General features: G+C 51.7%; 20 protein-coding genes. 18 read left to right on the forward strand and 2 right to left on the reverse strand.

Annotated elements, in window-relative coordinates; genetic code table 11:
• Both cydB and BMZ67_RS09785 read right to left on the reverse strand, forming a co-directional pair.
• Positions 1 to 1,005 (reverse strand): cytochrome d ubiquinol oxidase subunit II, encoded by a 1,005-nt coding sequence (gene cydB, locus BMZ67_RS09780; protein WP_092022016.1) that lies wholly within the window; start codon positions 1,003 to 1,005, stop codon positions 1 to 3.
• Between the two features lie 18 nt (positions 1,006 to 1,023).
• Positions 1,024 to 2,397: a cytochrome ubiquinol oxidase subunit I gene (locus BMZ67_RS09785; RefSeq protein WP_092022018.1), complete on the reverse strand. Its 1,374-nt coding sequence runs from the start codon at positions 2,395 to 2,397 to the stop codon at positions 1,024 to 1,026.
• A 137-nt stretch (positions 2,398 to 2,534) separates the two neighbouring features.
• On the opposite strand from BMZ67_RS09785, the gene BMZ67_RS09790 reads away from it, so the two are divergent.
• The 18 genes from BMZ67_RS09790 to dmpE all read left to right on the forward strand — a co-directional run bounded on the left by BMZ67_RS09790 (position 2,535) and on the right by dmpE (position 21,957).
• The gene (locus tag BMZ67_RS09790) at positions 2,535 to 3,941 is read left to right on the forward strand and encodes an aminotransferase-like domain-containing protein (RefSeq protein WP_092022020.1); all 1,407 of its coding nucleotides are present in this window, start codon (positions 2,535 to 2,537) and stop codon (positions 3,939 to 3,941) included.
• 106 nt (positions 3,942 to 4,047) lie between these two features.
• Positions 4,048 to 5,730, forward strand: coding sequence for a nitrite/sulfite reductase (locus BMZ67_RS09795; protein WP_092022022.1), 1,683 nt, complete (start codon positions 4,048 to 4,050; stop codon positions 5,728 to 5,730).
• Positions 5,727 to 6,269: a DUF934 domain-containing protein gene (locus BMZ67_RS09800; protein WP_092022024.1), complete on the forward strand. Its 543-nt coding sequence runs from the start codon at positions 5,727 to 5,729 to the stop codon at positions 6,267 to 6,269. Before BMZ67_RS09795 ends, BMZ67_RS09800 begins: the two co-directional genes overlap by 4 nt.
• Entirely contained in the window at positions 6,262 to 7,773 is a 1,512-nt protein-coding gene (locus BMZ67_RS09805; protein ID WP_175481882.1) for an MFS transporter, read from the forward strand. Before BMZ67_RS09800 ends, BMZ67_RS09805 begins: the two co-directional genes overlap by 8 nt.
• Positions 7,774 to 8,236: 463 nt before the next feature.
• Complete coding sequence (locus tag BMZ67_RS09810) at positions 8,237 to 9,649, forward strand: purine-cytosine permease family protein (protein WP_217642479.1); 1,413 nt, start codon at positions 8,237 to 8,239, stop codon at positions 9,647 to 9,649.
• A 16-nt stretch (positions 9,650 to 9,665) separates the two neighbouring features.
• Complete coding sequence (locus BMZ67_RS09815; protein ID WP_175481883.1) at positions 9,666 to 10,799, forward strand: porin; 1,134 nt, start codon at positions 9,666 to 9,668, stop codon at positions 10,797 to 10,799.
• 215 nt (positions 10,800 to 11,014) lie between these two features.
• Entirely contained in the window at positions 11,015 to 11,623 is a 609-nt protein-coding gene (locus tag BMZ67_RS09820; protein WP_092022031.1) for a response regulator transcription factor, read from the forward strand.
• A gap of 8 nt (positions 11,624 to 11,631) precedes the next feature.
• Complete coding sequence (locus BMZ67_RS09825) at positions 11,632 to 13,161, forward strand: PAS domain-containing sensor histidine kinase (protein ID WP_092022033.1); 1,530 nt, start codon at positions 11,632 to 11,634, stop codon at positions 13,159 to 13,161.
• Between the two features lie 401 nt (positions 13,162 to 13,562).
• Positions 13,563 to 14,897 (forward strand): acetamidase/formamidase family protein, encoded by a 1,335-nt coding sequence (locus tag BMZ67_RS09830; protein WP_092022035.1) that lies wholly within the window; start codon positions 13,563 to 13,565, stop codon positions 14,895 to 14,897.
• A 13-nt stretch (positions 14,898 to 14,910) separates the two neighbouring features.
• The gene (locus tag BMZ67_RS09835) at positions 14,911 to 16,110 is read left to right on the forward strand and encodes an aromatic ring-hydroxylating oxygenase subunit alpha (RefSeq protein ID WP_092022037.1); all 1,200 of its coding nucleotides are present in this window, start codon (positions 14,911 to 14,913) and stop codon (positions 16,108 to 16,110) included.
• A gap of 14 nt (positions 16,111 to 16,124) precedes the next feature.
• Positions 16,125 to 16,469 carry a hypothetical protein gene (locus tag BMZ67_RS09840; protein WP_092022040.1) on the forward strand — a complete coding sequence of 115 codons (345 nt, stop codon included), beginning with the start codon at positions 16,125 to 16,127 and terminating at the stop codon, positions 16,467 to 16,469.
• A 20-nt stretch (positions 16,470 to 16,489) separates the two neighbouring features.
• Positions 16,490 to 16,954, forward strand: a complete 465-nt coding sequence (locus BMZ67_RS09845) for a nuclear transport factor 2 family protein (protein WP_092022042.1) — start codon at positions 16,490 to 16,492, stop codon at positions 16,952 to 16,954.
• A 10-nt stretch (positions 16,955 to 16,964) separates the two neighbouring features.
• Positions 16,965 to 17,294, forward strand: coding sequence for a non-heme iron oxygenase ferredoxin subunit (locus BMZ67_RS09850; RefSeq protein WP_092022044.1), 330 nt, complete (start codon positions 16,965 to 16,967; stop codon positions 17,292 to 17,294).
• A gap of 1 nt (position 17,295) precedes the next feature.
• On the forward strand, positions 17,296 to 18,288 hold the full coding sequence (locus tag BMZ67_RS09855; RefSeq protein ID WP_092022046.1) for a 2Fe-2S iron-sulfur cluster-binding protein: 993 nt from the start codon (positions 17,296 to 17,298) through the stop codon (positions 18,286 to 18,288).
• 156 nt (positions 18,289 to 18,444) lie between these two features.
• Complete coding sequence (locus BMZ67_RS09860; protein WP_092022048.1) at positions 18,445 to 18,735, forward strand: 2Fe-2S iron-sulfur cluster-binding protein; 291 nt, start codon at positions 18,445 to 18,447, stop codon at positions 18,733 to 18,735.
• Positions 18,736 to 18,739: 4 nt separating this feature from the next.
• Positions 18,740 to 19,663 carry a catechol 2,3-dioxygenase gene (locus BMZ67_RS09865; protein WP_092022050.1) on the forward strand — a complete coding sequence of 308 codons (924 nt, stop codon included), beginning with the start codon at positions 18,740 to 18,742 and terminating at the stop codon, positions 19,661 to 19,663.
• Between the two features lie 31 nt (positions 19,664 to 19,694).
• The gene (locus BMZ67_RS09870) at positions 19,695 to 21,155 is read left to right on the forward strand and encodes a 2-hydroxymuconic semialdehyde dehydrogenase (RefSeq protein ID WP_092022052.1); all 1,461 of its coding nucleotides are present in this window, start codon (positions 19,695 to 19,697) and stop codon (positions 21,153 to 21,155) included.
• A gap of 16 nt (positions 21,156 to 21,171) precedes the next feature.
• Positions 21,172 to 21,957 carry a 2-oxopent-4-enoate hydratase gene (gene dmpE, locus BMZ67_RS09875; RefSeq protein ID WP_092022054.1) on the forward strand — a complete coding sequence of 262 codons (786 nt, stop codon included), beginning with the start codon at positions 21,172 to 21,174 and terminating at the stop codon, positions 21,955 to 21,957.
• The last annotated feature ends 123 nt before the right edge of the window (positions 21,958 to 22,080 follow it).

The following is a 22,080-nucleotide window of genomic DNA, read 5'->3' on the forward strand; positions in this document are numbered from 1 at the left end:
TCAGTGATACCCGTCTTCTAAGTTTACTTTCCCCCGGAAAACGTAATACGACCAGGCTGTGTAGGTCAGTATGACCGGAATAATCAGCAGTGCCCCAACCAGCGCAAATCCCTGGCTTGAAGCTGGAGACGACGCCGCCCAGATATCGATCGACGGTGGAATGACGTTTGGCCATAAGCTGATGCCGAGTCCGAGAAACCCAAGTCCCATCATCGTCAGTGCCATAATGAAGGGCGAGCTCTCACTCTTTGGCAGTGAGCGAAGCAGGATGAGCCAGGTGACGCCTGACAATATTGGCAGCGGCGCCAGCCAATAGAGATTTGGCAGGCTGAACCAGCGCTCAGCAATGGCGGGGTGGGTCAGCGGTGTCCAGATGGACACTGTCAGCATGGCGGCCATCAAGAGCCAGGAAAGTGGGCCGGCCAGCGCGCGCATTTTGTCCTGGAGAGGGCCGTCAGTCTTCAGGATCAGCCATGTGCAACCCAGCAGGCCATAAGCGGTGGTCAGCGATATCCCGCAGAACAGGGAAAACGGACTTATCCAATCCCAGGGCCCCCCGCTGTAACGCCCCTCCTCAACTTCAATACCTGACAGGTATGCGCCAAGAATGATTCCCTGGAACAGGGTTGCGAGTAGTGAGCCGCCAAAGAAGGCGTTATCCCAGCGGTGGCGGCTGCGGTCCCGGGCCTTTGCCCGTGCTTCGAACGCTACGCCGCGGAGTATCAAGCCAACCAGCATCAGAAGTATCGGGATATACAAGGCGCTTAGTACCACCGAATAGGCAAGGGGGAATGCCGCCATAAGGCCAGCGCCGCCGAGTACCAGCCAGGTCTCATTGCCGTCCCAGATCGGAGCGACACTGGCCATCATCCTATCGCGATGTTGTTCGTTCGGCACGGAGGGGAATAGCAGACCAACCCCCAGGTCAAAGCCGTCTGCAATTACATACAGCATCGTGCCAATAAGTATGATCACGGCCCAAATCAGTGCGGTATCAACGCCCATATCAGTCTCCTCGGAATTCTATTGCTGGCGGATTGGTGGGATGGGGTGAGCGGTCGATAGCGTGGTCTCAGAAGTCCCGTCTGGGCCTTGCTTGATCAGGCGCAACATATACCGAATGCCAGCGCCGAAAATGATGAAGTACACGATGATGAACACAGCGAGCGATAGCCCGAGTTCGGTGGCTTCATGAGGGCTCGCGGCATCGGCGGTTTTCATGACGCCGTGAATTATCCAGGGTTGCCTTCCCAATTCAGTTGTAAACCAGCCAGCGAGTAGGGCGATCAGGCCGGAGGGCCCCATCAATAGAGCGAAGCGCAAGAACCGTTTATTGGTAAATAGTTGCCTCCTGTGCCAGGACCACAGCCCCCAGAGGCCGAGTGCGAACATCAGCAAGCCAAGCCCAACCATGACCCTGAAGCTCCAGAAAACCGCGGCTACATTCGGGCGCTCGTCTGCGGGGAACTCAGTTAGCCCCTGGAATGTGCCGTCCCAGCTATGGGTGAGAATGAGGCTGCCCAATCGTGGGATTTCCAGGGCGAGATGGTTTGTTTCTGTCTCACTGTCCGGCCAGCCGAAGAGGATTAGGGGTACCCCTTCACCTTCGTTACCGTTGCGCCAATGGCCTTCCATGGCGGCCACTTTGGCGGGTTGGTGTTCGAGGGTATTCAACCCGTGAAGGTCGCCGGCCAGTATTTGCAGTGGTGTGGTAACCGTCAGCATTCCCAGCGCCATTTTCATCATGGTTCGGAAAATCTCGTCGTCCCGGCCTTTTAGCAGGTGCCAGGCGGCACTGGCTGCAACCATCAGTGCGGTGCTCAAAAAGGCGGCCAGCACCATGTGCACCAACCGGTAGGGGAATGACGGGTTGAATATGATCTCCAGCCAGTTTGTGGGCACTACTACCCCATCAACGATTTCGTAGCCTGCGGGGGTCTGCATCCAGGAGTTTGAGGCCAGAATCCAGGTGGCGGAAATGAGGGTGCCGATGGCGACCATCAGAGTGGCCATGAAGTGGAGTTGGTCCCCAACGCGCCTCCACCCGAACAACATTACCCCGAGAAAGCCGGCTTCGAGGAAGAATGCGGTAAGCACCTCGTAAGTAAGGAGGGGGCCTGTGACACTGCCGGCCACACGGGAAAATTCGCTCCAGTTGGTGCCGAATTGATAGGCCATCACAATGCCTGATACCACCCCCATGCCAAAGTTGAGGGCGAAAATACGGCTCCAGAACGTGTACAGATTCTTGAATACCGGGTTGCGGGTGCGTAGCCAGCAGCCTTCCAATACAGCCAGGTAGCTGGCCAGCCCGATGGTGATGGCCGGGAACACGATGTGGAACGAAATCGTGAACCCGAACTGTATGCGTGCGAGAAGTAGAGCGAGGTCCTGCATCTGTGGACTCCTTTAAAGGCGGGTATCCATCTCTGCCGTTAGTCGATTGATCTGTCTGGAGCGAGAATACGCTTGCGTTCTCGATGAGATCAGGTGTAAAAAAAATAAAATCAATGGGGACAGATTGCGGGGCGTAAATGGGTGGCGAGTACCTCTACCAGCAACTTGAAGGTTGGTTGTTGCAGGGCATTCTTGATCAGCGTTGGAAGCTGGGCGACCGCTTGCCCTCAATCCGCTCGCTTTGTAGCGAACAGAAACTGTCTAAGGCGACGGTGCAACATGCGTTGCAAAGGCTTGAGGCGCAGGGCCTGATTGAGGCCCGCCCGAAAGCGGGATACTTTGTCTCCCTGCAGCCGGATGGTGTGAAGAAGCCCGTTAGTCGCGCCCGTATTGAAGCTCCCCGTCCGGTCAGTGTCAGCGATCTATTGCTCGATATCATGGGTCGTAGCGCCGCATTTGACTTGCTGCCGGACTTGCATAGCGGTGATCTGCCGCCCGCAATAGTTGCGCTGAATCGTTCCATAGGGCGCGCGCTCCGACGACAAAAAGGGGAGGATTATCAGTATTACGATAAGCCAGCCGGGTTTGTTGGGTTGCGGGAGCAGCTGGCATTGCATCATGCCAAGCGGGGTTGGGCTGTCTCGCCGGAGCAGCTCTGCATTACCTCCGGTTGTCAGCACGCCCTGTTCCTGGCGTTGATGGCGTCCTGCGAGCGGGGCGACGTTGTCGCTGTTGAGGCGCCTGGTTTCTATGGCGTATTGCAATTGCTAGAGCAGTTGGGCTTGCGAGTGGTTGAGGTTCCGACATCCATGGATACCGGAATGGACATGGATGCACTTGAGGAAGTGCTTGAGCGTTGGAAGGTAAGAGCATGTATTGTATCGCCTTCATTTGCGACACCTGGCGGAGCGCTGATGCCGGAGGCTTACAAGAAACGACTGCTGGCGTTGGCTGAGCGGCATGATCTGGCGGTCATCGAAGATGATATTTACGCTGACACTGCGCTGGGCAGATCGCCAGACCCACTGAAGGCCCTGGATGTAGATGATCGGGTAATTCTGTGCAGTTCGTTTTCCAAGTGTCTGTCCCGAGACTTACGGCTGGGCTGGATCTCCGGCGCACGCTGGCACGATAGAATTTTGCACCTGAAGCTCGTTACCCAATTGGCCAGCAGTAACTACCTTCAACAGGGGGTGTCGGAATATATGGCCGATGGTAGTTTCTCATCACACCTTCGTCGCCAGCGTCATGAGCTCAGGACCAACAGGGACAAGTTGATCGCTTCGCTACACACCTGGCCTGAAGAGGTCCGAACCAGTATCCCTCAGGGCGGGCTGTCCGTATGGGTGGAATTGCCGGGCCATGTCGACACGTTGTCTTCGTACATGAGAGGCCTGGAAAATGGTGTGATAATTACGCCCGGCCCCTTGTTCTCCGTGTCTGGCCAGTTCGCGAATTGCCTGCGTATCAGCTTTGCGCATCCTTGGAATGCGTCCCGAAAGGAAGCACTGGGGCGACTGCCGGGGCTGTTGCTCAATGCGTAAAATTTGAGCTCTGTACCTATAAAAAATTAAATTATTGGACCTGCCCCTTGATGAGTGGCTTCGTTAGCCTTGCTACCTGATCTGTTACGTCAGGGAGCAAATCCACGTGTATAACTACGACAGCTACGATCGCGCTCTGGTGCAGGCGCGGGTTCATCAGTTCAGGGATCAGGTGTCTCGTCGTCTCAACGGGCGGTTGAGCGAAGAAGAGTTCCTTCCGTTACGCCTGCAGAATGGCGTTTATTTGCAGCGGCACGCCTACATGCTTCGCGTGGCCATCCCATATGGCACGCTGTCTTCAGACCAGCTGCGGACCTTGGCGTTCATTGCCGATCAATATGACCGGGGCTACGGTCATTTCACCACTCGGCAGAACATCCAGTTCAACTGGATTGAGCTAGAGCAGGTGCCGGATATCCTGCAGTTGCTTGCCGACAACGATATGCATGCCATCCAGACCTCAGGCAACTGCGTTCGCAATATCACTACCGAAGCGTTTTCCGGGGTTGCGGCAGATGAGTTGATCGATCCTCGGCCTCTGGCAGAAATCATGCGGCAGTGGTCAACCGTCAATCCGGAATTCCTGTTTTTGCCTCGCAAATTCAAAATCGCCATTTCGTCATCGGAATCCGATCGTGCGGCCGTGCGTTCCCATGATATTGGTCTCTATCTCTATCCCGGTAAATCGGGTGAAATGCTGCTTCGCGTAATGGTCGGCGGAGGCCTCGGGCGAACGCCAATTCTCAACGAAACAGTTCGTGAGGCGTTGCCCTGGCAACACCTTCTGACTTACGTCGAAGCCATACTCCGGGTGTATAACCGCTACGGCCGTCGGGACAACAAATACAAGGCGAGAATCAAAATCCTGGTGCGCTCGCTCGGTGTTGACGCCTTCTCTGAAGAAGTTGAGCGGGAATGGGAGCAGATCCGTGACGGTGCAGCCGAGCTCACAAAAGAGGAATACTTCCGTGTTGCACAGGATTTTTCGGCCCCTCATTACGAGAACGTCGATCCGGTAGATCTGGATTTTGGCGCGTGGTTGGCGCGAGATTCAGGCTTTTCAACCTGGGTCCGAAACAATACCCAACCTCATAAAGTTCCTGGTTATGTCTCCGTGGTGCTGTCTACCAAGCCTGGCGCCTCTGCGCCACCGGGCGATGTCACCGGTGACCAGATGCGTGCGGTGGCAGAGTTGGCAGATAAGTACGGCTTTGGTGAGGTTCGTGTTGCCCACGAGCAAAACCTAGTTTTTCCTGATGTCCGGAAACGCGACTTGTACGCCCTCTGGATAGCCCTCCAGAATCACCATCTGGCTACGCCCAATATCGGCCTGCTGACGGACGTGATCGCCTGCCCTGGTGGTGATTACTGTTCCCTTGCCAATACCCGCTCGCTACCAGTCGCTCGGGATATACAGCAGCGCTTCGAAAACCTCGATTTCCTCCACGACCTGGGGCCGCTGAGTCTCAATATCTCCGGCTGCATGAACGCCTGTGGGCATCACCATATCGGCAATATCGGGATTCTCGGCGTCAGCAAGAATGGCGAGGAATTCTTCCAGATCACGATCGGTGGTGCTCAGGGCAAGGACAGCGCGCTGGGGAGGGTGATTGGCCCTGCTTTCAAGGTCGACGAAGTGCCTGAGGCGATTGACCGTCTGCTCCAGGTCTATCTGCGCTACCGCGAGGCAGACGAGCCCTTCGTGGATGTGGTCCGCCGCTTGGGTGTTGGTCCGTTCAAAGAGGAGGTGTATCGAAAGTCAGGGGTTGATCAGGAGGTCGCGCAATGAACAATGTTATTGGGTTGGTTGACGGAGTTGCCGAGTGTCTCGCGGATGATCCTTGGCGATTGGATGACGGCGAGAAGGGCAGCTCCACGGGCGAGTCCGTGATTGTCACTCTGGAGCGCTGGAAGGCGGCCCTTTGCGGCGGTGAAGCGGGTGGCGCATCAAATCATGGTGTGGTGCTCGGTCCAGATGACGACCCTGCGGAGCTTAGGGCGGCTATAGGGCGGATTCCAATCATCGCATTGCAATTCCCAAGCTTCCGGGATGGGCGGGCCTATAGTCAGGCTAATCTGCTGCGCACCCGGTATGGATTTAAGGGGGACCTAAGAGCCATCGGTGATGTGCTGCGGGACCAGTTGGTATTGATGCGCCACTGCGGATTTACCTCCTTTGCGGTGCGTTCCGACAAATGTGTGGTTGATGCCCTTAAAGGCTTTGACGGGTGCGACATGGTGTATGCGCGATCAGTGGCTACACCCGAGCCCCTTTATCGAAGGCGAGTTCGAGGTGGCCAGTCGCAGGAGGCTGGCGGCCATGAATAACCGACCGCTTGTGCTGCTTACCGCCTCCTTGGGGTGCGCGCTGACCATCTTCGATACCAATCTGGTTGGGGTCGTTATGCCTAGCTTGGCTGCGGACCTCGGTGCAGACTTCGCGCAGACGACGTGGTTACAGAGCAGCTTCCTTCTGAGCTTTGCCTCGTTGTTGATGGCGTCGGGAGCCCTGTCAGACCGGTTCGGTCGTCGGCGAATTTTTCTCATTGGCCTCTACCTTTTCGGGCTTTCCGCCCTGGCTTGCAGTGCGGCGCCGTCCATGGGCGTGCTGATTGCCGCTCGCGCAGTACAGGGCGTTGGGGCCGCGTTTTTGCTCGCACCGGCACTGGCAATCATTGGGCATACCTTTCGTAACCCGGAGGAGTCGGTAAAGGCCTGGGCGACTTGGGGAAGTTTGATGGGGCTCACGATGGTGATGGCACCCCTGATCAGTAGCTTTGTTGGTGACCTGCTTGGTTGGCGCTGGGCGTTTCTGAGTGTGGTCGCAATCAGCGGTGCGTTGTTAGTCGCCGTGCCCAAAGTAATTGCCGAGAGCAGGGGCGAGCATGGGGGAGCCTTCGACTGGTCGGGTGCTGCGGTATTCTGTTTGACCATGCTGGCCTGGACCTGGGCTCTGATCAGCGGCTCCCAAAACGGCTGGGGGCATCTGCAAACCGTGGCAGCAGCTACGGTGGGGTGTTTGGGGATTGCGGTGTACGTCAGAGTCGAACTCGGTAAAGAGCGGCCAATGCTCGACCTGAACTTGTTTCGTTCTAGTCGCTTCGTTGGGGCTGTTATTGCGATGCTCGGGTATGCCGGTACGGCCCAGGTTATGGCGGCGTTGTTGCCGCTTTACCTTCAAAAAGGTATGGGCATTTCTTTCTTGTGGACCGGTATTGCACTGCTGCCGTTCTCGGTAGCGATGTTTTTGTTGCCATCCCTGGCGCGAAGGCTCTCCGGGCGCTGGGATTCATCGTGGTTGCTGGGAGCCGGCCTGCTTGTTATCGGTGCGGGCAATGTCTGGCTTTCATTCGCCGCAACATCCGGAAATTTTGCCTGGAGCTGCATCGGCATGGCGATCCTGGGCATGGGGGGAGGGCTTATTAATGGCGAAACCCAAAAGGCAATCCTTGGGTCTCTGCCTTTAGCGAAGCAAGGAATGGGGTCTGGAATTAGTACTACCGCTCGTTTTTTTGGCCTGCTGGTTGGCTTTACCGGTCTTTCGACGGTTATGGCGGTCGGTATAAAAAGCCGATTGCAGGAAAGTGTCTGTGCGTCTAGCCCGGTCGAATGTCTGGCGCTTAACGAGGCGTTCCAGCGGGTATTTGCCGGTCAGGGTGGTGAGGTTGTCGCACAGGTGCCGGTATCGGCTGCTTCAGTATACCTTCAAGGGTTTGGTGATCTGTTCCTGTTCGCTGGTGTAACTGCCATGGTGGCCGCAGTTTTGTGTGTCGGGCTTTCGGCTCGTGAATCAACTTCAGCGGTAAGGTCTTTGGGTGTAGAAGATCTTTAGGGTTTAGATATGTTATGACTCGCCATCGATATGGTTGGGGAGTTCAGGCGCTGGCCGATGCGCCTATCGCCCGAATTAACGATGGTCCTCTCTGATTTGGTCAAGTGCAGTCATGCAGCGCTATGGATAGCCCTGGGCTTGATCAGTTAGCTGTCAGTTTGCCTCCCCAAAATACGATATTCACTCTCCGGCTTAAGTCCTTGGGCGTTCGAAATGTTTTGGTTCGAGAATGGCGGTGGGTTGAATTTTTTTTAAAACTGGCTTCACACCATCCGAGCTTTGCGTGGGTGCATTCCTTCCTTGATGCCTGTTTTCGGAGCCTTCAATTGAGTGTTTTTCTGCGCTGACGGGCTTAAGTAGTAGCACTTACCAGTTAAATCAACACCCCAATTGCTCAAAATTAGCATTTGCAACGAATATTGCTGAGAACTCCTAAACAACCATCAAAAAAATGAGGGGTAAAATGAGCAATATAACGAATAATACTGACGATCATGCGCTGGAATCAGTTCCTGATTCTGAAAGGCAAAGCTGGATAAAGCTAACTTGGGGAACAACTGGAATTGTAACTACTCTGGTTCAGCTATTTGTTGGGGCCTTAGCCACTTTTGTTGCGGGGTTCTGGATTGGTGTGATATCCGGGGTAGGCGTTGCAATTATAGGCGGTTTGCTGGGGTGGGCTGTTGGAAATGTTGCCTATAAAACCGGTCTTTCGAGCTCCGTCCTTGCTCGATACCATGGTTTTGGGAGGAAAGGGTCCACAATCGTAGCGTTAGTATTCGGGTTTATGATTATTGGATTTATAGCCCTAGAAAATGTGCTTTTATATAAAGGATTCCTTTTTTGGTCTAATCAGCCCGATTCGGAGAGTCTGAGGTTTGGTTTTTACTCTGTTCTCACTGTTTCCTGGATATTGCTTACTGCTTATGGGTTTAAGCAGGTAACCGCTTTTGCATCTATAACTCTGCTCGCATTTATAGCAATTCTTCTCTACCTCATGGTAGAGGTTATCCAAAGTTCCGGGCAGTCATGGGTTGATGTGTTTAATTTTGGTGCGCAACTGCCGCCAGAAGCATTAGCTGCCCTCGGGGCAGAATCGGATGTAGGGAAATATGTCTTCTGTTTTAACGTAATGATTGGTGCGGCGGGTGCCTTAGCGTTAATTGATGCAGATCTTGGGCGGTATTCAAAAAGCACAAGAGACATTGGTATAGCAGCAGGGCTGGGAAACCTGTTCATGAATGTCATCATGCTGGTGATTGGCGCGTCAGTTATGTATGCCGGAACCACGCACTTGGTGGATTACTATGTCGCCCAAGGCATGAGTCCCGAAGAAGCGCAAAACAATGTGCTAAATTCTCCGCACAGCGTGGCGGCTGCGTTTATTGTGTTCGGTGGTACCGTAGGTGCTATATTGCTTTTCCTTGCTCAAGGCAAAGCCCAGGTTTTAAATACATATAGTTCTTCGCTCTCCCTGACTAACATATTTGACGTTATCTTTGACTGGAGGCCAGGGCGAGTGGTTTTTGTTGTGTTCGCCAATATCCTTGCATGTCTAATGATCTATATTTCTATATTGGACTGGTTTAGCAGCTTCATTACTACCCTGGGCGTTCTTACGACTTGTATTTCTACGATAATAATATCGGATTTTTATCTCGTATCTAGATGGCGTTCTGAGAAAGTGGTTCGGTCAGATTACCATTGGCCTGGCGTCATTACTGTATTTGTCTCTTACGTGGTTTCCCGTCACGTTCTTCAGGATTTTATCCAGATTGAATTTGTCACCTCGGTGGTCGTGACTTTTATTTTGTATCCGTCGCTGTGTTGGTTGATGAAAGGTCGGCGTGAAATTAACTTGGTATCAGCAAAATAATAATTTGGAGTGTATTGTGAGAAAAATTATCTGTTTTATCTCTTTTTTTATTACCACTGGTGCTTCAGCAGAGCCGTATCTAAGCTACAGCAGCGAAAATTTAACATTAAATGGGCTAATTATTATTGATGGCGGATACACCTATGCTGATGATATCGCAGGCGACTCTGAAACTGATTTTCAGTCCGGAATGCAGTCTCCGAACTTGATCGGAATTGGCGGGAGCTACATGTACGGAGAAAATTATGGGGTCGTCTTCAAGTTGCAAAACCAGTTTGGCCTGGAGGATGGCAAGACCATTGGTGACGGTTTGTTCAGTCGGGAAGCGTGGTTAGGTGTCCAGGCTCCCTACGGGACTATTACTGCGGGAAAGCAATATGAATTCATGTTCGAATCGCTGGCCCAGAAAAGGTGGGGGCGAAATCTCCCGATGGTTAGCCTGCATCAAATGCAACAAGGCCCATTTGATAACCTCTTAATTCCGGGGGGCTACCCTCCAGGCGTACCAACAGTTCTTCATCTTGACTTCAACCGAGTAAGTGGCGCCTTTCGGGTCGAGGACTCATTGAAGTATACAACGCCGGAGATCAATGGTTTTAGCGCAGGCGTGCTCTATGGTGGCGATGGTGTGGACTATGCCGGCGAGGGCGGCGACCGGACTGATTCGGAGACCTTTAGCTCCGGAGTAAACTACGGTGCTGGGCCGGTGAAATTCGCTGCTGCGTACACAAGGAGTAATAATTTTCTTGGCCTGGGTAGCGATATAGCGAATATTGGGGCGGGACTTGCCTACGATATTGGGGCTCACACGTTGGACTTCATGTACACCAAAACTGAAAACCGGACCTTGGGGGGGGAGATCGACGTCTACGCCCTAGGTAGTTTTGTCTCGCTTGGCGATAAGCTTTCAGGCTATCTCAACTATCAGTTGATGGACGGTAATGACGCGTTGTTGAACCGAAAGGCGCACCAGATCGGTGCGACGTTGCTCTACCATGCATCGCAACATGTTGATCTATATGGGACCGTTGTCTATCAAGATACTGATGGTGATGATGAAACGAATGCAAGGATCGCGGCGGTTTCTGCTGCATCGGGAGACGAAAGTCAATCGATTGCCCGAGTGGGTGTGAGGCTAACGTTGTTCTGAGCCCGTTGACTACCCGAATCGGCCTTGAGAACCCCTGAGGCCGATTCCGGGTGGTGCGATCGTCGACTTCCAGTCGAATGACGCAGTATAGTTGAACGGTCAGCTTTAAGGTTGTTCCCAAGAATTACAATAATTGGATTGCTTGCATCAGGGATGTTTTAGGTCGCCTGTCGTTTGGTTGGCGCTGATCCTTGGCTAGCAGGTTTGGGGGAGATATGACATACGTCGTGTATGTGGTGGACGATGATGAATCGGTTGCCAACTCATTGAAATGGTTAATAGAACCTCTGGGGTACGAGGTTTCGGTCTATAGGAATGGTCAAGACTTTCTGGATGACTTCAGGGCTAATGGTGTCTCCAGTGTTGGCTGTGTCATCCTGGATATAAGAATGCCTGTGATGGGGGGGTTCGAGCTCCAGAAGGAGTTGAAGGCTCTAAATTTTAACCTACCAATTATTTTTCTGTCGGGTCACGGTGATATTCCTCAGGCTGTATCGGCCATAAAAGATGGCGCGGATGATTTTCTTCAAAAGCCAATCAACGACCAGGTCTTAGTCGACAAGATCAATCAGGCAATTCGGAAAAGCCTCGCTAAGCGCGAGTTGTCAGAAACCACATTGGAGGCAACAGAGAAAATCTCAAAACTATCTGATCGTGAGCGTGAAATCCTAAGGCGGGTCACTGACGGGCTCTCAAGTAAAGAGATCGCCAGAAAGTTAAGCATTAGTTATAAAACTGTCGAAGTGCACCGGGCAAATATAAGGAAAAAGCTGGGATTGAGGTCTATCGCTGAATTGACCAAGGTTTATTGCGAGCTTATATAGAGGTGGTTATGGCGGGTGGGGCTCTTAATTCTAAAGTGTTTGAATATAGGGAAATATTCGAATACGCAAATGATGCGATGATAATCCATTGCGCAGAGACCGGCGATGTTATAGAAGTAAACAAAATGGCTTGCCAGCTCTATGGGTGCGGTAGAGATAATTTAATCGGCTGTAAAGTTGGAGACTTGGCTCGGGGTAACGAAAGTTATAACCATGAAAAAGCGGTTGAGGTTATTCGCAAGGCCTATTTTGAAAATACTCTTCTGACGTTTGAGTGGGAAATTGTCAGGCCGGATGGAACATTTCGTCCGGTAGAGTGTAACCTTAAACGCCTTGGTGGGAAGACAAGCGGCCTCGTTTTAGCCATGGCCCGAGATATATCGGATAGGAAAGAGGCGGAACAGCAATTAAGGGCTAAAAATAAATATTTCAAAAGGCTGCTGAGCGTCTCATCGGATGGGATTGCTCTGATTAATTCGGATGGAATAGTTGAGTTCGTTAGTGAGTCTGTAAAATCTATTACAGGAAGGCCGGCCTCTTTAATTAAGGGAAGGCTGATTTTCGATTTTATTCATCCGTCGGATACTCCGGGACTAAAAAATGTCCTGAGGGCTATGATAGAAAATAGCGATAAATCGTTTTTTAGTGGAACGATTTCTTTCAGGCTTAGGCATGTTAATGGGGGGTGGAGAAATCATGAGGCAAATTATAAAAACTTCCTTGGAAGTAAGAATTTTAATTACGTAATAATAAATTTCAGGGATGTAACAGATCGATTGAAAAGAGAAGAGGAATACCGACAGAGAGATCAGGACCTCAATCACCTGGCAAGACTTTCTTTGGCGGGAGAGGTTTCCGCTGCTATCGCCCACGAGTTAAATCAGCCACTGTGCGCCGCCGTCAACTATTTTGCGGGATGCAGAAATCGATTAAATCGAGAAGAGTATTCCCGGAAAGATGTACTGTGGGGCATGGAGATGGCTCAAAAGGAGCTGGAGCGCGCTGGAAAAGTCGTTGCCGTAGTTCGTAACTTCACCAAAAATCGACAACAAAGCCCCCGTTCTGTATCGGTACGTGAAGTTGTGGAAAGTGCATACGAAATAATCAAAGTGCAAATCCAGAATTCGCTTGCAAGATGTAACATCGATATCATTTGCGATGTCAAAGTGTTTTGTGATGTTATTCTAATTCAGCAGGTTATATCAAACCTAGTTGCTAACTCCTTGGATTCAATGTCTGATAATGAAAATTCCGAAAAAGTGCTTTCAATTTCCGTATGTTGTTTGACTGATGCTGCCGTTGAAATCTCAGTGCTCGATCAAGGGGGCGGGGTGCCTGAATACCTTAAGGAAGACCACTTTGATAAGTCTTTTTATACAACGAAGGAAGGGGGGCTTGGGTTAGGCCTGTCGTTGTGCCGAAAGATCGTGAAATCACATCGCGGAACATTGAAAATTGGAGATCGGCAGGATGGTGTCAGGGGAACTAAGGCTAGCTTCGTGTTGCCCATTTTGAGGGATGCAGAAAAAAATAAATAATCCCATAGCCTACCTGATTTAAATTTATTTTATGTTTTAATGGTATAGCTTGAGCTATATTTTGTAATTCTTGATATAATTAATTGCCTCCTTTTTTGAAATATTACTTCCCCTTTTGGATCTTAAGCTCCCATCCTCTTGTGCCTGGTATTTTAATGCCGATTTCCGTCGGATTTTTTAAAAAATAAAGCGTCGTTTAATTTTAGTGATCGATTATTCGTTTAGATATACAGAAATTCGACCGACCCCAGTCAAGAAACCATAAAGAGACGTTGCCAACCTCCATCGAGTAGGTGTTAACCATTAGGCGATTTATTAGTTCGCCCTAGTGGCTCGTATCGCCGAAAAGGCCGAGCATAGACGTTGTAGCGAAAGCAAACGTAGGTCATGGAGCGTTGCATATGAGCGATACAACGAAAGCGCATTCATCAGTTATTTCTGAACCTTTGGATCATATATCCGTGAACGAATATTCCGGCGGAATAATTGGTCCTAGCCGAGAGATGTTGGGACCTGTCCGGGATGGCGGAAAAATTACTACAGGTACGCCTCCCGGTTGCTGGGGACCGATGATAACTCCGGCATTTCAGGGAGGCCATGAGGTTACCTTGCCGGTGGCGGTAGAAGGGGCCGAAGTCGGCGATGCCGTGGCCCTTAAGATCACCAAAATGAAGGTCACATCCTTTGCAACATCCTCCGGTGTCATGGAGTTTGTGGAAGGGCGTTACCACGGCGACCCCTTCGTGGCGAAGTACTGTTCTGAATGCGGGACAGAACATCCGGCGAGCCATGTTGAAGGAATTGGGGGCGACGCAATCCGGTGCGATGTCTGTGGTTCTGAGGTTAGCGCTTTCCGATTCAAAAATGGTTATGTGATCGTTCTTGACGAAAAAAATAAAGTCAGCCTTACGGTGAGTCAGAAAATTGCGGATAAGTTGGCCGGGACAGCTGGTGAAATGTCGAACTTACCGGAGCTGTCCGCACAGCATTCAATTCTCGCGCTTGCCCGAGCGGATATGCCGGGCGTTCCCGCACACATGAAGCCGTTTCTCGGCAACATCGGCACAACCCCTTCAAGAGATTTGCCTGATTCACACAATTGTGCTGATTTCGGGAAATTCCTGGTGGGCGCCCCGCACCAATACGGGGTGACCAAAGCTGAACTGGATGACGCGAAAACCGACGGGCATATGGATACGAACTCTGTTCGAGAGGGCGCAATACTTATCTGTCCGGTAAAGGTAAAAGGCGCAGGCATATATATGGGAGATATGCATGCCCAGCAGGGTAATGGTGAGATTGCCGGTCATGCAACTGACGTCTCTGGCCAGACCGAGCTGACGGTAGAGGTGATTAAGAACCTCACAATTGAGGGTCCGATTCTTCTGCAGAATCTTGAAGATTTGCCGGAAATGGCAAGGCCAATGTCCAAACAGCAGAAAGAGTGCGTCAAGACTCTTGCGGCGCATTGGGGCCAGGACTACATCGAAGAAAGTGCACCAATAACGTTTGTTGCTTCGGGCGAGCACTTGAATGAGGCCACGGAAATAGGCCTTCAACGTGCGGCGAGGACAACGGGGCTTCCATACGAAGAAATATTGAACCGTGCAACCATCGCCGGCTCGATCGAAATAAGCCGGTTGCCAGGTGTAGTACGAGTGACCTTTATGTGCCCAATGACCATTTTGGATCGGATGGGTATTGGGCACCTTGTACGCGAAAAATACGACTTGTAAAAGGAGAATAAAAATGACCGAAGCTGTAGCACTGCGTTGGGCGAATAAATACCCGGAACTTGGTAGCGACCCTATTCCGGTGGCACCGTATGTTTCAAGTGACGCTTATGAGGAAGAGGTTGAAAAGGTTTATAAGAAAACCTGGCTCAAGGTTGGTCGGGTAGAGGAGATCCCAAAGAAAGGCGATTACAAAGTTAAAAAACTGGATTTCGCGAAAACATCGGTAATTTTGATCAGGGGAAAGGACGATGTGATCCGCGGTTTCCACAATACCTGTTCCCATCGTGGAAATAAGGTTGTTGTTGAAACGGGCGGGGACGAAACTTTTGGTAACAGTAAGGCTGCCGTCGTTACCTGTCGATTCCATGGTTGGGTGTATGACGCAAAGGGGGATCTGGTTGATGTGCCGGAAGAAGGCAACTTCCATCCTTGTTTTGCGAGAGAGGACAATGGATTAACGAAAATCAGAACAGAAGTCTGGGAGGGATTTATCTTCGTTAATCTGGACAGCGAGGGAACCCAGTCCGTTGAAGAATACTTGGGTGACATGGGCAAACACTTGGCGGGTTTTCCATTTGGAAAGATGGAAGATGTGTTTGCCTATAACACAGAACTCAATTGTAACTGGAAGGTTGCCCACGACGCATTCGCGGAGGCATACCATGTTGCGACCATCCACGCGGGCTCATTCCCAAATGTTTTTGGCTCGGGACTCCAGGACCTTCAACTTCTTGGTGATCACCGAACTGCGGCGGTATGCCTTACCAACAACGCAAAGCCCGAACCTGCAGCTGCATTAGCAACTTCGATTACCGGGGCATCTCTTGTCAATTATAAAGAGAAGTCCATGTTGCCCGAATCTGTAAATCCGAGCAATCGAAAGGATTTTGCGTTCGAATTGACGGTTTTCTTCCCAAATATCCTTGTTCATATCAGTGAAGGTTTGTGGTTTACCCATCAGTTCTGGCCTATGGGACCGAATAAAACTCGCTGGGAGGGGAAATATTACCTTCCGAAAGTTAACACCTATTCAGAAAGGTGGGCGCAGCAGTTTGCGGTAACGCTCCAGCGGAATGCCTGGCTTGAAGATACGGCGACGATGGAAGACACCCAGGACGCATTGGAGTCAGGATCAAAAGATGTAATGCATCTTCAGGACGAAGAAATTCTATTGCGCCACGGTTACCACGTTCTTGAAAAATATCTTAAGTGAATGGGAAGTAAATAATGACAAATACATTGCCGAATCAGTTCAGTGAACTCGAGAGTTTCGTCGAAAAGTGGGCGAAGCCCACTGAAAACGAGCGTCAAAAACAGAGGATTACCTCAACCCCTGCAGAACTTAAGGCGTTTTATGATCACATCATGCCGAGGATGGAGGAGGTGCTCCAGTATCTGGACAACCACCCATATGGCCAGTTGCCTAAAAGCGATCAGCCGCTCTACTGGATGGCTTTGAGCCTCGCAGAAATTGCTCCCCATGTTGAGTTGTATGGCGGTGACTCCGGTGTGCCCTACGCGTTTGAGGAAGCAAGGTTTGTTGCGGAGCATGGCAACACAGTGAATGTGTAATTAAATAAGGTAGCCATGGTATGAGCAGTACAACCGCCAATTTTGAACGGCTTTACTCCTTTGAGGAAATAAGGAATCTGATCGCCAAATATGGGTTTGGCGCGGATCGCATGAATGACCCTGAGGTTCTTGGGCCGCTGTTTTCTGAGGAGGCGGTATGGCGCTGCCACGGATTTGGTGAGTTTCATGGGCGCTCTGGGATTCAGGCGGGACTCAGGGGAATAGCAGAGAAAAAGATTCTCTGGAGTTTTCATGCCATGGCTACTCCATTCATACAGATATCTGAAGACAACAGGGTGGCAGAGGCCAAGTGGGCTCTGTGGGAACTTTCGACAATAAATGAAAGCTCCGGGAATCATGACTCCATAATGGCCGGGGTCTATGAGGCGGCGTTGTCGAGGATAAACAAAACCTGGCTCATTGATCGACTGGATCTAACGATATTTCTCCAGAGCCAGTATCCAAATAGATTCAATTTTAATTAGGTTTCTAGCTATGACGGAAGCAGCTGAAAAAAATGACCTGGCTTTTCTTTGTGATGCCTCGGAACCGGTGGAGGGGGAAGGGTTCCGAGTGGAGTTGCCAAACTTTCCCGCTCTGGCCGTATTTAAGTACGACGATAAATTTTTCGTGATCGATGATAAATGCTCTCACGGTAATGCATCGTTGTGCGACGGAGATGTAGATGGTTGTGAGGTGGAGTGCCCCTTCCATGCTGGTGCTTTTAATTTCATGACAGGAGAGCCGACCGCCGCTCCTTGTACTGTTCCTGTTAGAACTTATGAGGCCAGAGTGGTTGAAGGAAAGCTATATATGGTGATCTAACATGGCTATTGTAAAAGTACATACAGGTGAAGAGTTTGAGTGTGGTGATAATGAGACTATTGCTAGAGCTGCATTGAGAAGTGGTCTTGGTTTTCCTTATGAATGTAATTCGGGATCCTGTGGGACCTGCAAGTTCACGACATTGGATGGCGAGTTCGAAAACCTATATCCGGAAGCGCCAGCGATTACAGAAAGGGATACACGGAAAAATAGATTGCTGGGTTGCCAGTGCACCCCGATTGGTGACGTCGAAATAAAAGTGATGTTGTCCGACGAATACATTCCCAAGTATTCGCCATCCGAGCAGGCTGCGAACCTTATTTCGATAAATCCCATAACCCATGATATTTCAGCGTTTTCATTTAAGGTAGAAAAAACCAAGGAATTCATCCCGGGTCAATATTCAATTTTGACCATTCCAGGTTTAGGTAAAAGGGCATATTCAATGTCCAACCTCCCTAAGGATGGTGTTCTTGAATTCATGATTAAAAATATGAAAAACGGGGGTGTCTCTGATTATCTTTTCTCAGAGCGGGCCCTGTCCCATGGTGATGCCATTGCTTTGGATGGGCCTTATGGAATCGCCCATTACCGGTATAACGAAAGGGATAAAATATGTATTGCTGGGGGATCGGGTTTAGCACCAATGCTGTCAATAGCCCGCGAGCATATTTCGAGTAATCAGGAGTCTAGGCTGCATTTTCTTTTTGGGGGTAAGACAGATGCCGACCTGCTTCCCCTGGATGAATTTAGGAATTTGGTAGGTGATAGGAAAGGGCTGATTGAATATTACCCCGTGGCATCAGTCTACTCTGAGTCTAGTTATACAATCACAGGATTTCTGCATGATGTGCTTTTATCTCTTTTTAAAGAGAATCTGGGGAGTTATGACATTTACTGTGCAGGACCACCGGTGATGACCGCCAGTCTTGAGAAGTCGCTTTTTGAGAGTGGTTTTCCTCAGGAACAACTCATTTTCGATAGGTACTGTTAGGGAATATTTAAATTTCGGGCATTGGGTTTAGGGTTAATTCCTGTGATTTAATTGGCTTTATGTTTTGGTTAATTTTTGCGGTTCTGTTGTTTTATTTTTTATTATCCTTAATTTTTCACGGTTATATTTTGGTTAATCACATTTCCAGAGGTTTTGATGAGCGTGTTAGTAGCATTGGAGGTAACCAGTGGAAGTGAGATAACGCTCAGGGAAGATGAAAGCCTGCTGAGGTCGATGGAGAGGTCCTGTTTTATGTTGCCAAAAATTGGCTGTAAAGGAGGAGGGTGTGGGCTTTGCAAAGTGCAGGTGTTAAGCGGCGAATACGAGCTTGGGAAAATGAGTAAGAAGCATGTTTCAGAACTCGACAAGCTGAACGGTAAGGTTCTCGCCTGCCGTTGTTATCCAAAAAGTGATCTGACATTCAATGTAAATACAACAAATAGGTGATGTCATGAAGAAAGGTGTAATGCGTCCAGGACACGTTCAAATTCGAGTGCTTGACCTTAATGAAGCGGTCAAGCACTACGTTGAGTTGATGGGTTTGATTGAAATGGATCGGGATCAGGAAGGCCGTGTATATCTGAAGGCCTGGACGGAGGTTGATAAATATTCCGTCATATTACGAGAGTCCTATGAGCCTGGTATGGATTTTATGGGGTTCAAGTGCACAAGTGAGGAAGTTGTCGAGGAGCTTAGGAAAGAGCTTTTGGCGCGCGGTTGTGAGGTGGAAGATATTCCGGAGGGAGATTTAAAGGATTGTGGCCGACGCGTTCAATTCAGAGCGCCGACAGGTCATTTGTTCGAGCTGTTCGCGACTAAGGAGCAGACGGGAAAGTGGGGGGTTGGGGACCACAATCCAGAAGCCTGGCCCAGAGGCTTGAGTGGAATGCGTGCTTCGCGATTTGACCACTGCCTTCTGTATGGGCCAAACCTTCCTGAGACCCTGGACCTTTTTAGTAGCGTGTTGGGATTCGACCTGGCCGAACAGGTCGTCGCTCCCGATGGTACGAGGGTGGCCCAGTTCCTGACAGTTGGGATGAAGGCCCACGATGTCGCCTTCATTCATAACGACGAACCAGACAAATTCCATCATGCCTCGTTCTTTCTTGAAACTTGGCACGATGTTTTGCGGGCAGCCGATTTGCTGTCGATGACGGATACCGCTATCGACATCGGTCCAACGCGTCACGGTCTCACCCATGGACAAACCATTTATTTCTTTGACCCTTCCGGTAACCGAAACGAAGTATTTGCAGGTGGCGATTACCACTACCCAGACCATCCTCCGGTTACATGGGATGCGGACGAATTGGGTAAGGCGATTTTCTATCATGATCGCCAGCTTAACGAGCGCTTCCTGACCGTACTGACCTGATCCGCCTCCGACGCAACAGGACCTAGCAGCAATGAACGACATCAAACATTACATCAACGGGCAATACGTCGGCTCTGCCAGCGGCAAACTGTTCGACAACATCAATCCGGCCAATGGCCGGGTGATCAGCAAGGTACACGAGGCGGGCCGCGAAGAAGTTGACGCCGCTGTGCAGGCCGCGAAGGCCGCCTTGCGTGGCCCCTGGGGCAAGATGACCCTGGAGCAGCGCACCCAGATCCTGCATAAGGTCGCGGACGGCATTAACGCCCGCTTTGACGAGTTCCTGGAAGCGGAGTGCCTGGACACCGGCAAGCCCAAGTCCCTGGCCAGCCACATCGACATTCCCCGGGGCGCGGCCAACTTCAAGGTCTTCGCGGACATGATCAAGAACGTGCCCACGGAATCGTTTGAAATGCCGACGCCGGATGGCACCGGCGCGCTGAACTACGCTGTGCGCCGCCCCAAAGGGGTCATTGGCGTGATCAGCCCCTGGAACCTGCCGCTGTTGCTGATGACCTGGAAGGTGGGGCCGGCGCTGGCCTGTGGCAACACCGTGGTGGTCAAGCCGTCCGAGGAGACCCCCACCACCACTGCACTCCTGGGCGAAGTGATGAAGGACGCCGGAGTGCCGGACGGTGTCTACAACGTGGTTCACGGCTTCGGCGGCGATTCCGCCGGTGCCTTCCTGACCGAGCACCCGGATGTCGACGGTTTCACCTTTACCGGCGAGACCGGCACCGGCGAGGTCATTATGAAAGCGGCCGCCCGGGGTATCCGCGATATCTCCCTGGAACTGGGCGGCAAGAACGCCGGCCTGGTGTTTGCGGATTGCGATATGGACAAGGCCATTGAGGGCACCATGCGTTCCGCCTTCGCCAACTGCGGGCAGGTCTGCCTGGGCACCGAACGGGTGTATGTCGAACGTGCCATCTTCGATGAGTTTGTGACCCGTCTGAAGGCCGCAGCCGAAGGGCTCAAGATCGGGCCGCCAGATGACAGCGAAGCCAATATGGGCCCGCTGGTGAGCCTGAAGCATCGGGAAAAGGTGCTGTCCTATTACCAGAAAGCGGTTGATGACGGCGCCACCGTCGTCACCGGGGGTGGCGTGCCTGATATGCCTGCCGAGCTGGCCGGCGGCGCCTGGGTTCAGCCCACCATCTGGACGGGGCTGGCGGACGATTCGGCGGTGGTCACCGACGAGATCTTTGGGCCCTGTTGCCATATCCGTCCGTTCGATACCGAAGAGGAAGCCATCGAGCTGGCCAACAGCTTGCCCTATGGCCTGGCCTCAGCAGTGTGGACCGAGAATGTGAGCCGGGCCCATCGTGTGGCTGGCCAGATCGAGGCCGGGATTGTCTGGGTGAACAGCTGGTTCCTGCGGGATTTGCGCACGCCGTTTGGTGGCAGCAAGCAATCCGGCGTTGGGCGCGAGGGTGGGGTGCACTCACTGGAGTTCTACACCGAAATGAAGAACGTCTGTATCAAACTCTAATCGGCAGGGAAAGACTATGGAACACGCAAGAATCCAGGCGCTCGGCGACGAGCTCTACCAGGCCATGATCAAGCGCGAGGCGGTGTCGCCGCTGACCAGCCGGGGTGAAGACATCACCATTGACGACGCCTACCACATCTCCCTGCGCATGCTGGAACGCCGGCTGGCGGATGGTGCCTCGGTCATCGGCAAGAAGATCGGCGTCACCAGCAAGGCGGTGCAGAACATGCTCAACGTGCACCAGCCGGATTTTGGTTACCTGACCGACGACATGGTGTTCAACAGCGGTGAGGTGGTGCCCATCAGCGACCGGCTGATCGCGCCCCGGGCAGAGGGCGAAATTGCCTTCATCCTGAAAAAGGACCTGACCGGCCCGGGGATCACCAACGCCGATGTGCTGGCGGCCACCGAATGTGTCATGCCCTGTTTCGAAATCGTCGATTCGCGGATACAGGACTGGCAGATCGCGATCCAGGACACCATCGCCGACAACGCCTCCTGCGGCCTGTTTGTGTTGGGTGACCAGGCGATTTCACCGCGCAAGGTCGACCTGGTGACCTGCGGCATGGTGGTTGAAAAGAACGGTCGCGTCCTGAGTACCGGTGCTGGCGCCGCGGCGCTGGGGTCGCCGGTGAACTGTGTGACCTGGCTCGCCAACACCCTGGGCAAATTCGGTATTTCCCTGAAGGCCGGTGAGGTGATCCTGTCGGGGTCGCTGGTACCGCTGGAACCGGTCAAGGCTGGTGACTATATGCGGGTGGACATCGGCGGCATGGGCAGCGCGTCGGTCCGCTTCTCCTGAGCACGGGTTCATCACAACAAGAATGATGAGGAACAGGTTATGAGCAAGAAACTGAAAGCCGCCATCATCGGCTCGGGCAACATCGGCACCGACCTGATGATCAAGATCCTGCGCAATGGCCAG

The sequence above is a fragment of the Marinobacter zhejiangensis genome, from assembly GCF_900114775.1.
Classification (GTDB): Bacteria; Pseudomonadota; Gammaproteobacteria; order Pseudomonadales; family Oleiphilaceae; genus Marinobacter; species Marinobacter zhejiangensis.